This is a genomic window from Cytobacillus sp. FSL R7-0696 (assembly GCF_038006865.1).
GTDB classification, from domain to species: domain Bacteria; phylum Bacillota; class Bacilli; order Bacillales; family Cytobacillaceae; genus Cytobacillus; species Cytobacillus kochii.
Genome location: NZ_JBBOWA010000001.1, coordinates 23,928 through 37,995, shown reverse-complemented (window position 1 = coordinate 37,995; position 14,068 = coordinate 23,928). Strand labels below are relative to the sequence as shown.

Genomic DNA, 14,068 nt, shown 5'->3' with positions numbered 1-14,068 from the left:
ATTTAAAACGGGCTTGAAATAAACTTTTAAAGAAACTATAATAAAACCTACCAAACGACATCTTTACAAACATATTACATTTTGTTCGGTTACAGGTAGATGGAATGATGAAAAGGTGAGTTTATCGTAGTCTAATAGATACAAATTTTAATATTCAAGCTAAATTATCTGAATAGAGGGAATTTGTTCTATCAAAATAAACTTACTTTCCTTAGTATGCATTAAGGAATCAACTCTTTTTTTATAATAAAAATTGTTTGATTTTTTCATCAATCTACTCTATGTGAACAATTGTTATTCCTGTGAAGAATCGTTTGAATTAAAAATAGGGGGTTTCACCGTGAAAAAAAGATGGTCAATCTTTTTAAGTATGCTACTTTTAGCTAGCATGGTTCTAGCAGCCTGCGCTGGCGGAGGCGATGACAATGCAGATGGTGGCGATGGAGGTAGTGATGTACCTCAAGAATTAAAAGTAAATATTAATACTGAACCACCTTCATTAAATCCAGGTTTGGCTGAAGATTCTACTTCTGGTACTGTTCTTCGTAACGTATTAGAAGGATTAACTCGAATTGGTCAAGACGATAAACCAGCGGCCGCTATGGCGGAAGATTGGGAAATCTCAGAGGACCAAAAAACATACACATTTAATATCCGTGAAGATGCACAATGGTCAAATGGAGATCCTGTAACTGCAGAGGATTTCGAATATGCATGGAAATGGGCATTAGACCCAGCTAATCAATCAACATATGCATATCAACTATATTATGTTGAAGGTGCAGAAGCTGCAAACACAGGAGAAGGTAGCTTAGATGATGTTGGCGTTAAAGCTGTTGATGAAAAAACTTTAGAAGTTACACTAGCAAACCCAACACCTTACTTTCTTGAACTAACAGCTTTCTATACTTATTTACCAGTAAATAGTAAAATCGCGAAAGAAAATCCAGACTGGGCAACAGATGCTGGTGAAAATTATACGACAAACGGACCTTTCCACTTAGCTGAATGGTCTCACAGTGACCAAATTACTCTTGAAAAGAGCGACACTTATTGGGATAAAGACACTGTAAAATTAGATAAAATTGAAATGTACATGATTAATGATCCAAATACTGAATTATCTATGTTTGATAATGGTGAATTAGATTGGGCAGGTTCTCCAACAGGAGATCTTCCAACAGATGCAATGCAAGCACTTAAAGATGATGGTAGATTAGAAACACAAGCAATTGCTGGTGTTTATAACTACAAATTCAATACTACTGTTGAACCATTAGATAATGCAAACATTAGAAAAGCTTTAACTCACGCAATTAATCGTGAATCAATTATTAATAACATTACACAAGGGGAACAACTTCCAGCAATGGCAATCGTTCCACCTACGATGTTCCAAGAAAATGAAGAAGGGTACTTCCCTGATAATGATGTTGAAACTGCTAAAGAATTCTTAAATAAAGGTCTTGAAGAATTAGGATTAAGCGATGCATCAGAATTACCAGAAATCAAGCTTTCTTATAACACATCTGAAGCACATCAAAAGATTGCTCAAGCCGTTCAAGATATGTGGAGTGAAAATCTTGGAATTAATGTAACTCTAGATAATGCTGAGTGGAATGTTTTCCTTGATAGTGTAAATAGTGGAGACTTCCAAATTGCTCGTATGGGTTGGTTAGGTGACTTCAATGACGCCATGAACTTCTTGGAAATGTACAAAGATGCTGACGGTGGAAATAACAACACTGGTTGGGAAGATCCTGAATTCCAAAAATTACTTGAACAATCACAAACTGAAACAGATGCTGAAAAGCGTCAACAAATGTTAAAAGATGCAGAAGCTATCTTTATGGATGCGATGCCAGTAGCACCAATTTACTTCTACACAAACAACTGGGTTAAAGATGAAAACTTAAAAGATGTATTTGTATCTGGTTTAGGTGATGTTCAATATAAATGGGCTCACTTTGAATAATTTGATCTTTTAAATGTAAGGTATATGGGATGAAACTTCCTATATACCTTCGTTCTTGTAATAGGTATTATCCTTCTAATGGTAAAATTGTATTATTTTATCTATTGTGAGAATTGCAGTTGTAGACATACTGACCTCAGTAAAATCAATTGGAGGTGTTGGACAATGACGAAATATATAGGAAAACGTCTGTTATATATGATAATTTCATTATGGCTAATTGTAACGGCAACATTTTTCCTTATGCGCATTGCACCTGGAAACCCGTTTGCTTCAGAAAAGAAACTACCACCAGAAATTGAAGCGAATTTACAAGCACATTATGGCTTAGATCAGCCATGGTATCAACAATATTTTGATTATCTAATCAATGTAGTTACATGGGATTTTGGCCCATCTTTTAAATACAAAAGTCAAACAGTTAATGATTTGATCACAGAAGGATTCCCTGTATCTTTTGTATTAGGCTTTCAAGCAATACTAATTGCCGTTGCCTTTGGTGTTTTATTTGGTGTTATCGCTGCTTTAAGACAAAATAAATGGCAAGATTATTCAACAATGGCTGTTGCTGTTTTAGGGATATCAGTGCCATCATTCATAATGGCAACATTTTTACAATATTTCTTAGCAATAAAACTGCAAATATTCCCTGTAGCTCGTTGGGAATCATTTATGCACACCATTTTGCCTGCTATTGCACTTGCAGCGGGACCGATGGCATATATCGCAAGACTCACACGATCTAGTATGATTGAAGTATTAGCAAATGATTATATTAAAACTGCTAAAGCAAAAGGCTTGAGCGGTGGTGTAATTACAGTTAAGCACGCAATGAGAAATGCTCTTCTTCCGGTAGTTACTTATTTAGGCCCATTAACCGCGGGTGTATTAACAGGTAGCTTTGTTATCGAGAAGATTTTCGGTATTCCAGGGTTAGGTTTCCACTTCGTAACAAGTATTACAAATCGTGATTATACAGTAATAATGGGTGTGACAGTGTTTTATAGTATTCTTTTACTATTAGCTATTCTCCTAGTGGATATTGCGTATGGAATCATCGACCCAAGGATTAAACTAGCTGGGAAGAAAGGAGAATAATAAATCATGCAAAGTGCGAATGATAAATTCAAAGTTGTCGGCACACAATTAGATGATGCTGAAAAGATTTCGAAGCCAAGTCTTTCATTTTGGAAAGATGTCTTCATTAGATTCCGAAAAAATAAGCTTGCTATGTTTGGTATAGTCCTACTTATTATTCTCATCTTCATGGCAATCTTTGGACCATATATGACAGAATATGACTACAAGTCAAATGATTTAACAAATAAGAATCAGCCACCTTCTGCTGAGCATTGGTTCGGTACCGATGATCTTGGACGAGATATGTTTGCTCGTACGTGGGAAGGTGCTAGAATTTCCATCTTTATCGGTGTTGCAGCTGCGTTAATCGATTTATTTATTGGTGTTGCCTGGGGCGGAATCGCCGGATACAAAGGTGGTAGAACCGATGAAATAATGATGCGTGGTGCCGATGTTTTATCAGGTATTCCTTACTTGTTATTAGTTATCTTGTTAATGGTTGTACTTGGCCAAAGTTTAAGTACGATGATTATCGCTATGACAATAACCGGATGGATAAATATGTCCCGGATTGTTCGAGGGCAAGTACTTAGCTTGAAGAATCAAGAATTTGTCCTTGCTTCTAAAACCTTAGGTGCAAATACAACAAGAATTATGGGTAAACATTTAATTCCAAACTCAATGGGTCCAATTTTAGTTACAATGACATTAACAATTCCTTCTGCAATCTTTACAGAAGCTTATCTTGGATTCCTAGGATTAGGTTTAACACCGCCTCTAGCGAGTTGGGGTACAATGGCCAATGATGGTTTACCAGCGTTAAGATATTACCCATGGCGATTATTCTTCCCTGCGATCTTTATTTGTTTAACCATTTTTGCATTCAATGTAGTCGGTGATGGTCTACGTGACGCACTCGACCCAAGAAGCCGTAAATAAGGAGTGAGAACATGGAAAAAATTCTCGAAGTAAAAGATCTAAAAGTCTCATTCCAAACTTATGGAGGGACGGTACAAGCTGTTCGTGGTGTTAGCTTTGACCTTCATAAAGGTGAGACATTAGCTATTGTTGGTGAATCAGGTTCAGGTAAAAGTGTTACTTCACAAACACTTATGAAACTAATTCCAATGCCTCCAGGACAAATTACTGGTGGAGAAATTCTTTTCTATGGTGATGATATTGTACCTAAATCAGAAAAAGAAATGGAAAACATACGCGGTAAAGATATTAGTATGATCTTCCAGGATCCAATGACTTCATTAAACCCAACAATGAAAGTTGGTAATCAAATCATCGAAGGTTTGATTAAGCACCAAGGCTTATCTAAAGCAGATGCCAAAAAACGTGCAATAAAATTATTAGAGCTAGTTGGTATTCCAATGCCTGATAAACGAGTGAATCAATATCCGCATGAATTCTCAGGTGGTATGAGACAGCGCGCAATGATAGCTATAGCTTTGGCTACAAACCCTAAATTACTGATTGCTGATGAACCTACAACCGCTCTTGATGTAACTATTCAAGCTCAAATTTTAGAGTTAATGAAAGAGTTACAAGCGAAAATGGATACTTCTATTATCTTTATCACTCATGATCTAGGCGTTGTTGCCAATGTGGCAGACCGTGTAGCTGTTATGTATGCTGGTCAGATCGTTGAAATAGGCACAGTAGATGAAATCTTTTATGATCCGAAGCACCCATATACTTGGGGACTACTTGCTTCTATGCCAAGTGTCGATAATGATACAAAAGATGAATTAGCTGCGATTCCTGGTACGCCACCAGACTTAACAAATCCGCCAATTGGTGATGCATTTGCTGCAAGGAACAAATATGCATTAGCTATTGATTATGAGGAAGAACCACCAATGTTTCAAATTTCTGAAACACATTTTGCGAAAACTTGGTTGTTACACCCTGATGCACCTCATGTTGAACCACCTGCAGCGGTGAAGTTGCGTCAACGTCAAATGTCCTCCAATTTTGATAAACCAGTAATTGTGAAGGAGGGTATTTAAGTTATGACAGAGAAATTACTTGAAATAAAAAATCTAAAACAACATTTTAATGTTGGTAAATCGAATATGGTTAAAGCGGTTGATGGCATTACTTTTGATATTTACAAAGGTGAAACCCTTGGTCTAGTTGGTGAGTCAGGTTGTGGGAAATCAACGACCGGTAGAACAATTATACGCTTGTATAATGCCACTGATGGACAAGTTTTATTTAATGGTGAGAATGTTCATGGTAAAAAGTCAACCAATCAACTAAAAGCATTTAACCGTAAAATGCAGATGATTTTCCAAGACCCTTATGCATCCTTAAATCCTCGTATGACAGTTGCGGATATCATTGCTGAAGGTATTGATATTCATGGGCTTGCAAAGTCGAAAAAAGAGCGTATGGAACGCGTCTATGAGTTACTTGAAACAGTAGGCTTAAATAAAGAGCATGCTAACCGTTATCCACATGAGTTCTCTGGTGGACAAAGACAGCGTATCGGTATTGCTAGAGCGCTAGCTGTTGAACCTGAATTCATTATTGCTGATGAACCAATTTCTGCTCTTGACGTATCTATTCAGGCACAAGTTGTTAACCTAATGAAAAAACTTCAGCGTGAAAAAGGGTTAACTTACTTATTCATTGCTCATGATTTGTCAATGGTTAAGTATATTAGTGATAGAATTGGTGTAATGTACTTTGGTAAGCTAGTTGAACTTGCCACTGCGGAAGAGTTGTATAGCAATCCTATGCACCCTTATACACAATCATTATTATCTGCTATTCCTTTACCTGATCCAGAGTCAGAAAGAACACGTCAACGAAAAACATATGACCCAGCTGTTCATCAATATAGTGCTGATGAGAAGGTTGAAATGCGTGAAGTTCGTCCTAATCACTTTGTTTTCTGTTCTGAAAAAGAATTTGCACAATACCAAAAAGAACATAAAAGTTAACTTAAAAGCGATCTCTTATTGAGGTCGTTTTTTCGTTGATTAAATTTGCTAAAGACCTGCCTCCATCCTAAAGATTTATTTTCGAAACAAATATTCAGTTAGGAAAAATATGAATATTAGGAATATGTTTAGTGCTTTCAATCGCTAAAATGTATGAATATAGTATACAATAGTTTGTATGAAATTACTATCGCAAAAATTAAAATATTTCTCATTATTACTATTTTCTTTTGCATTGTGTTTAACTTCTAGTAGAATAGGAGATAAGAAAAAGAAAATAAATGGATGAGGAGGGAAAAATAGTGAGGGCGATTAAAGTGGCTTTTTTCTTACTTTTATTAAGTGTAGTTCCACAATTAGACCATGCGAATGCTGAACAACAAAGTTATCAGCTTCATGCACAGAAAGAATATGCTGGCTTTTTAATGGAATTACCTGAACAAATGAAACGGTTTACATACGATTCAGGCTACGACTTTACCTACCCAGACGCTATTAGAGGTATTTATGTTACTGGTCCATCAGCAGGAGGAGCAAATTTTGAACGGTTATCTAATTTTGTTGATAAGACAGAATTAAATTCGATGGTTATTGATATTAAAGATGATTGGGGAAACCTTACATACCAACCGGAAGATGATAGTAAATATAAGGATATTGTCGAACCTTATATAAAAGATACGAAAGAGATGTTAACGACATTAGAAGAAAAAGAGATTTACCCTATTGCGAGGGTCGTTGTTTTTAAGGATTCAACACTAGCCAAGTTAAAGCCTGAATGGTCGTATAAAGAAGGAAATAAAGTATGGACAAACGGAAGAGGAGAAGCCTTTGTTAATCCGTTTATGGAAGAAGTGTGGCAATATAATGTAGATATTGCCAAAGAAGCAGCTAAAATGGGATTCCAGGAAATTCAATTTGATTATGTTCGATTCCCTGAAGGATTTGAGCATATGGCTGATTCATTGAAGTATAGTAAAGGAAAGTATACGAACGGTAAAGATGATGTTCAGCTGAGAGTAGATGCTGTTACAGACTTCGTTAAGTTTGCGAAAGAACAGTTAGAGCCTTATGGTGTCAAAGTATCTGTTGATATTTTTGGTTATACGGCTACTTTACCAGAGGCACCTGGGATTGGACAGAACTTCTCAAAAATCTCAGAACATGTGGATGTCATATCTTCAATGATCTATCCAAGCCACTGGGGGCCATACTTTGGGATTCAAAAACCAGATTTAGAACCTTACAAGCTTATTAAAGAGTATGCAAAGGTAGAGAATGCCAAACGGGAGGAACTAGCTTCTCCGCCTATTTCTAGACCTTGGCTACAGGATTTTACTGCATCTTATTTAGGTACCGGTAATTACAAGCCTTATGGTAAGCAAGAAATAGAGGATCAAATTAGGGCTCTGAATGAGGAAGGAATTGACGAATTCTTATTATGGAATGCCGGCAATCATTATACGGAAAATGTTGATTATACCCCATTAAATTAAAAAGAAGCAGCTGATATGATGTTTATCAGCTGCTTATTATTTGACACTTATTGTGTATGCGTTATCATAGTATATAGGATGAGGATTATTTCTTCTTTCCGCCCACGTTTTTCCATCCGGTTTGCATAAATGCAGATTGGTCTACGAATTCGGATTTTTTCTTGCCGCCAAAAAATTTTATTCCCAAGCTGTTTATTAGTACACCTAAAAGGGAAGTTAAACTGAGTATGAGCAATGAAACGATAATCAAGTCTGAAAAGTAACCAATCATTGATAAACCTCCAATTTTCTTTTCGGAAAATTCAAGTTATTCTGATGATGTTCTATTTCTAATAATAAAGCATTTATTAAAGAATGAAAAGAATGAAAATCACAAATACTTTGATAGAGCGTAACAACTTAGTTTATTTATACGTGAATGATGACTTATTTATACGATTTTCTTATACAAGAAGAGAAAGCTGGAAGTTTATCACGACTGGAAATATTTAAATAACAAAGGGGTTTGGTCCATGCATTGGTATGAAAAATTGAATCAGTATTTTCCTGTAGAAGAGATGAAGTCAAAAGAGCATATGGAAACACTTTTGAAAGAGAGACCTGATATTTATCATAAAGATGAGGGTCCAATGCATGTGTTAATGTATGTTGAACTTGAAACTTTTGTCTTTATCGACTACTTATTTGTGTCCAAAGATTCAAGAGGACAAGGTTTAGGACATAAGTTAATTGATCAATTAAAGGAAAAAGGCAAACCGATTATACTAGAAGTTGAACCTGTTGATTATGAAGATACTGATACAGAGAAACGCTTGAAATTTTATAAAAGAGAAGGCTTTGAGCACGCTCAATCTATAGGTTACCGTCGTCGATCTCTTGCAACAAATGAAGTGAATGCAATGGAAATTTTATTCTGGGCACCTAATAACGAAACGGAAGAAATGATTTTTGATGCAATGATTAAAACATATGAATTGATTCATACTTACAAAGATACTCAATTCTATGGTGCATCTTATCAACCAGTAGATGAAGTCCTTACTTTTTCTGAGAATGACAATAATAATGATCTTTTAAAAGATATTTAATCCCTAGAAATCCCGAACAATCTCGATGTTCGGGATTTCTTTATAGAAAGAATGGCTCAACATCATTTTCTTATAAAGTTTTTTTCATTTAAAGTCGATTATTGAGAAAGTAAATGTTTATTCTTAAAAAAAAAGGGTAAATGTCTATCATAGTTATATAAAGTTAAATAGTAACAGATTTCATTATTCTATAATTGAACAGTTTGTGAACAAATAAAAAAATCAATATTTCATGAAACCTTTTTTAAATGAAAACGTCTTATATTATAGATTCACTAAGGCAGAAGTTAATTGTTTAATTGGCATTAAAGTGTATGAAGAATAGAAAAATATATATCATCTGTTCCACAGATGGTGTATAATGAAGTGGAACAGCTTATTTAAATTAATTATAAATTACAACATTAGTTACAGCCTAGTGGATTATTCTCAATGAGAAAGTAAGCCTGTTCATTGAAAATGGAAACAAGTGTAACAATCAGTAAGAATAGCATAATTAAACAATTACGGCGAATAAAATATACTTTAAATTTCTAAGGAGTGTGAAATTGTAAAATGGTCACATTATACACTTCACCAAGTTGTACATCATGTAGAAAAGCAAAAGCATGGTTAGAGGCAAACGATATTGCATACAAAGAAAGAAATATTTTCTCAGAACCTTTAGCAATTGATGAAATTAAAGAAATCCTTCGTATGACAGAAGATGGAACAGATGAGATTATTTCCACACGTTCTAAAACATTCCAAAAGTTGGATGTTAATCTTGAAACGATGCCTTTACAGGATTTATTTGAATTGATAAGAGATAATCCTGGTTTATTAAGAAGACCGATTATTTTAGATGAGAAAAGATTACAAGTAGGTTATAATGAAGATGAAATTCGACGCTTCCTTCCTAGGAAGGTTCGTACGTATCATCTACGTGAGGCTCAAAAGTTGGTTAACTAAAACCATTCGTACTTCACTTAAGTGTGCTTAAATGAAAACGAACAAGTCCTTTTTATACGGATTTGTTCGTTTTTTAGTTTCTATAAAAAGAGGTTTTGTACATCTTTTGATATAAGAAAAGCGTAGGTTAGGAGATTTGCGCGTTCATCTGCAGAGAAACCAGCAACGATAGCCGAACCAAATTCTTTAATCTATTCACTAGACATTTCTGATACATAATAGAGGAAGAACTACATTTTCCCCCATGATATTCGTACTAATTATTTTACTGTTATTCATACCCGATTATTTCTAAAAGCCATAACAGCGTTTTATCACAAATCAGTAATGAAAAAAAGCTTTTCATCAGCCTAAGCTTGTTTCTTGTAGGGGACAGGTTTTTTTGATAAAATACAAACACAATAAATATATATTGTATAAACGAATATAGGCATTCATTCGTTTTTTGCCAATTGTATTTTTGGGCATTCCCTTTACAGCATATTTATCATAAAATATAACAAAAGGTAAAACATAATAGGTATATCTGTTTTTACACGTTATTTTCTCATTATTCTTGCTAGAATGATCACTAAAAGAATAATTTTCTTGAAATAGGGTAAATGGTAGTAAAGTAGTACAAATTAGGGGTTATAATCCCTTCACAAAAAGCAAGAAGGGAGAGTTGCTAAGTGGAAATCGAGAGAATTAATGAAAACACGGTGAAGTTTTATATCTCGTATATTGATATTGAGGAAAGAGGCTTTGATCGTGATGAAATATGGTACAACCGAGAGAGAAGTGAAGAACTTTTTTGGGATATGATGGATGAGGTTCACACAGAAGAAGATTTTGTGATGGAAGGTCCATTGTGGATTCAAGTTCAAGCACTTGATAAAGGATTAGAAATCTTAGTAACGAAGGCGCAGTTATCTAAAGACGGTCAAAAGTTAGAGCTCCCTGTTTCTGATGAAAAAATGAAGGATTTTGCTGTAGATGAAAGAGTAGAAGCAATGCTTGATCAATTACAGGAAAATGAAGAAGAGGAAGCGGAAGAAAAATTAGATTTCGTTATTGCCTTTCGAGACTTTGAGGATATCATTTCATTAGCCAAGCGAGTGGAACTAGGAAATGTTCATACGCAACTGCGTTCATACAAGAATAACTATTATTTAATCGTTGAATTTCCCGAGGAACAATTTGAAGAGGATGAAATTGATAATATTCTTAGTATACTACTTGAATATGGGCATGAAACAGATACAACCATTCACGTCATTTCTGAATATGGAAAGGTAATTATCGCTGAAAATGCTTTAATTGAACTAAAAAAATACTTTTAATAAAAAAGCCGATTTCGTTAAGAAGTCGGTCTTTTCTTTTTATGCAGGAATAAAGAACGAGAGGGGAGAAGTTAGAATGTATAGAAAGGATGTGAACCCTATGTTAAAGGCAATAACGAATGATGGCAAACTTATTACTGCTCAAGATGTGCAATACGGTAAATTGAAGGAAAAGTCTTTTTACTGCCCAGAGTGCAAGGATGTTGTCATTTTAAAGAATGGCATCTTTAAAAAGTCTCACTTTGCTCATAAACCGCATAGTCAATGCTTTGAATCATATGAAAAAGAGTCAGAAATCCACTTGAAAGGGAAATTATTGTTATACGATTTATTAAAAAAATACTATAGAAATGTTGAGATTGAAAAATATTTCGCTAACATCCATCAAAGGGCGGATCTCAGTTTTGAACATAACGGAGGTGTTTATGCCATTGAGTTTCAATGTTCAATAATTCCCACAAATATAGTTCATAAACGTACAAATGGCTATATAAAGTCAGGAATAAAACCACTATGGATATTATCCCACCAACAGCTCCATACTATAGGAAATCATTTATTTTCTTTCACTGCTTTTCATTATTCTTTTCTTCAGCAAACTTCCGCTAATAAATTTATCATCCCTATTTTAAACGTTGATACAGAAAATTTGTATTTACTCTCACATCTCCTACCAATTTCTACGAAAAAGTCTTTTGCCCATCTAGATCTGAAACCACTTCGCTCGCATAATTTGTACGAATTATTAAATCTAAGAAATAATAGAATGAGAATGAGCTTTTCTTCTTGGTTGCAGGAAAGGGAGAATATAAAAAGGTATGGAAGCTTTAAATATAGCTCATTTTCTAAACGGTTTAAAGATGAAATCTACCGTTGCGGGTTTCATATGGGAAATCTACCAGATTTTTGTGGTCTCCCTGTAAGGGGGAGTGCTAAGCTAAGTACTTCACCAATTCAGTGGCAAACATATATTTTTATAGATATATTACGACATGAAGAGTTATTTTCTCTAGAAGATGCGTATGATTCCATGCAATTCCGCCTGGAGAGAAAAGATATTCGTATACGCGTAGAGATACCCATAGATCTTAAAGAAGTAATCGATGCTTATTTATATCTTTTAAACATTATAAAAGTAATTGAGAAAATCGATGGTACCACATTTCAAATCAGGTCTTCTGATATGAAAAATAAGAAAATAAGTAAGGAAGAAGGGGAAATGATTATGAAAATGGCATTAAGATAATATGGAAGTATTTTAAATAAATTGGTGAAACATAATACTGAACAATTACTTTCATTTGATGTAAGATAGTAACAGATAGTAATTTTTAACATAATGAATGTAGGAGGAAAACAATATGGCTAACGATTCTACAGTTAAGAAACTACCAACAAGAAACGAGGTACCAGTTGAAGAAACTTGGCGTCTTGAAGATATTTTTTCAAGTGACGATGAATGGAATAAAGAATTTAATGAAGTAAAAGAGTTATCTAAAGAAGCAGGCAAGTTTAAAGGGATGTTGCATGAAGGTGCAGAGGTTCTTTATGATGTTTTACAATATCAAGATCACTTACTTTCTCGTATTGTGAAGCTCTTTACATATGCAAGAATGAGATATGATCAAGATACAACAAATGCAACGTATCAAAGTTTAGATGATAAAATCAAAGGGTTGTATTCAGTGGTTGCAAGTGAACTTGCTTTCATAGTGCCAGAAATTCTTGCCATAGATGAAGATCAATTAGCACAGTATATAGCCGAGAAAGAAGAATTAAAAATCTATGAACATGCACTTGAAGAAATCAATCTTCAACGTCCTCATGTACTTACAGCAGAAAAAGAAGCCTTACTTGCACAAGCATCAGAAGTAATGGATGCCTCAAGTAATACTTTTGGAATGTTAAATAATGCTGATTTAACATTCCCATCGATTAAAAATGAAGAGGGAGAAGAGGTTGAAGTGACACACGGTCGATTTATCAACTTCCTAGAGAGTGATGATCAGCGTGTACGTCGAGATGCTTTTCGTGCGATGTATACAACCTATGGACAGTTTCGTAATACATTCGCTAGTACGTTAAGTGGAAATGTGAAAAGAAATAATTTCAATGCAAAGGTACGTAACTATCAATCAGCTCGACATGCCGCTTTATCGGCGAACAATATACCAGAATCTGTTTATGATCAATTAGTAAGCACGATTAATGATCATCTTCATTTGCTTCATCGTTATGTGAAACTAAGGAAAAAAGTTTTGCAATTAGATGAATTGCACATGTATGATCTCTACACACCTTTAGTAAAGGATGTAAAAATGGCGATTACTTATAATGAAGCGAAAAAGCTAATGATTGAAGGCTTAGCTCCTTTAGGTGAGGAATATCGCAGTATTTTGGAAGAGGGTCTACAGAATCGCTGGGTGGATGTTTGGGAGAATAAAGGGAAGAGAAGTGGTGCCTATTCTTCTGGTGCTTATGGTACGAATCCTTATATCCTCCTTAATTGGCAAGATAATATCAATAACCTCTTCACATTAACACATGAATTTGGTCATTCTGTTCATAGTTATTACACACGTAAGTCGCAACCATATGCTTATGGTGATTATTCCATTTTTGTCGCTGAAGTAGCATCAACTTGTAATGAGGCGTTATTAAATGATCATTTATTAAAAACGATTGATGATGATAAAAAACGTTTATTCTTACTCAATCATTTCTTAGAAGGGTTTAGAGGAACGGTATTCCGTCAAACGATGTTTGCAGAATTTGAGCATGAGATTCACCAAATGGCTCAAAATAATGAAGCTTTAACAGCAGATGCACTTACTGAAAAGTATTATGAACTGAACAAGAAATACTTTGGTGGTGAGGATATCATTATTGATGAGGAAATTGGATTAGAATGGTCAAGAATCCCTCACTTCTATTACGATTATTATGTATACCAATATGCTACCGGTTATAGTGCTGCAACGGCTTTAAGTGAGCAAATTTTAACAGAAGGAAAACCGGCAGTTGATCGCTTTATTGGTTTCCTTAAAGCAGGTAGTTCTGATTACCCGATAGAAGTGCTTAAAAAAGCGGGTGTGGATATGACAAGTTCAGAACCGATTAAGGCAGCATGTAAAGTGTTTGAAGAAAAGTTAAATGAGATGGAACAATTGTTAGAAACGATTTAATATTATTATCTAGC

The 14,068-nt window shown here is 34.7% G+C and carries 12 protein-coding genes; 11 read left to right on the top strand and 1 reads right to left on the bottom strand.

The genetic code is table 11. The features are described from left to right. Positions 1-340 precede the first annotated feature (340 nt). From MKX29_RS00195 to MKX29_RS00170, 6 genes are all read left to right on the top strand, one after another. Positions 341-1,975, top strand: coding sequence for a peptide ABC transporter substrate-binding protein (locus tag MKX29_RS00195; protein ID WP_341103211.1), 1,635 nt, complete (start codon positions 341-343; stop codon positions 1,973-1,975). 165 nt (positions 1,976-2,140) lie between these two features. After that, complete coding sequence (locus MKX29_RS00190; protein ID WP_224937745.1) at positions 2,141-3,073, top strand: ABC transporter permease; 933 nt, start codon at positions 2,141-2,143, stop codon at positions 3,071-3,073. A 6-nt stretch (positions 3,074-3,079) separates the two neighbouring features. Then, positions 3,080-3,994 (top strand): ABC transporter permease, encoded by a 915-nt coding sequence (locus MKX29_RS00185; protein ID WP_095369801.1) that lies wholly within the window; start codon positions 3,080-3,082, stop codon positions 3,992-3,994. Positions 3,995-4,005: 11 nt separating this feature from the next. Then, positions 4,006-5,073, top strand: a complete 1,068-nt coding sequence (locus MKX29_RS00180; RefSeq protein ID WP_224937746.1) for an ABC transporter ATP-binding protein — start codon at positions 4,006-4,008, stop codon at positions 5,071-5,073. A 3-nt stretch (positions 5,074-5,076) separates the two neighbouring features. Further along, positions 5,077-6,012: an ABC transporter ATP-binding protein gene (locus tag MKX29_RS00175; RefSeq protein WP_224937747.1), complete on the top strand. Its 936-nt coding sequence runs from the start codon at positions 5,077-5,079 to the stop codon at positions 6,010-6,012. 281 nt (positions 6,013-6,293) lie between these two features. Beyond that, positions 6,294-7,508, top strand: coding sequence for a putative glycoside hydrolase (locus MKX29_RS00170; RefSeq protein ID WP_445662684.1), 1,215 nt, complete (start codon positions 6,294-6,296; stop codon positions 7,506-7,508). Positions 7,509-7,593: 85 nt separating this feature from the next. On the opposite strand, the gene MKX29_RS00165 is transcribed toward MKX29_RS00170, so the two are convergent. Continuing rightward, positions 7,594-7,779, bottom strand: a complete 186-nt coding sequence (locus tag MKX29_RS00165; protein ID WP_224937749.1) for a hypothetical protein — start codon at positions 7,777-7,779, stop codon at positions 7,594-7,596. A gap of 241 nt (positions 7,780-8,020) precedes the next feature. Here MKX29_RS00165 and MKX29_RS00160 point away from each other — a divergent pair, with 241 nt between their 5' ends. The 5 genes from MKX29_RS00160 to pepF all read left to right on the top strand — a co-directional run bounded on the left by MKX29_RS00160 (position 8,021) and on the right by pepF (position 14,054). Further along, the gene (locus MKX29_RS00160) at positions 8,021-8,596 is read left to right on the top strand and encodes a GNAT family N-acetyltransferase (protein ID WP_095369796.1); all 576 of its coding nucleotides are present in this window, start codon (positions 8,021-8,023) and stop codon (positions 8,594-8,596) included. A gap of 555 nt (positions 8,597-9,151) precedes the next feature. Beyond that, complete coding sequence (gene spxA, locus MKX29_RS00155; protein WP_095369795.1) at positions 9,152-9,547, top strand: transcriptional regulator SpxA; 396 nt, start codon at positions 9,152-9,154, stop codon at positions 9,545-9,547. Between the two features lie 671 nt (positions 9,548-10,218). Continuing rightward, positions 10,219-10,869: an adaptor protein MecA gene (gene mecA / locus MKX29_RS00150; RefSeq protein ID WP_224937750.1), complete on the top strand. Its 651-nt coding sequence runs from the start codon at positions 10,219-10,221 to the stop codon at positions 10,867-10,869. Between the two features lie 76 nt (positions 10,870-10,945). Beyond that, entirely contained in the window at positions 10,946-12,115 is a 1,170-nt protein-coding gene (locus MKX29_RS00145) for a competence protein CoiA (RefSeq protein WP_341103194.1), read from the top strand. Between the two features lie 115 nt (positions 12,116-12,230). Beyond that, a complete protein-coding gene (pepF, locus tag MKX29_RS00140) occupies positions 12,231-14,054 on the top strand; it encodes an oligoendopeptidase F (protein ID WP_341103191.1) in 1,824 nt (607 codons plus the stop codon). The last annotated feature ends 14 nt before the right edge of the window (positions 14,055-14,068 follow it).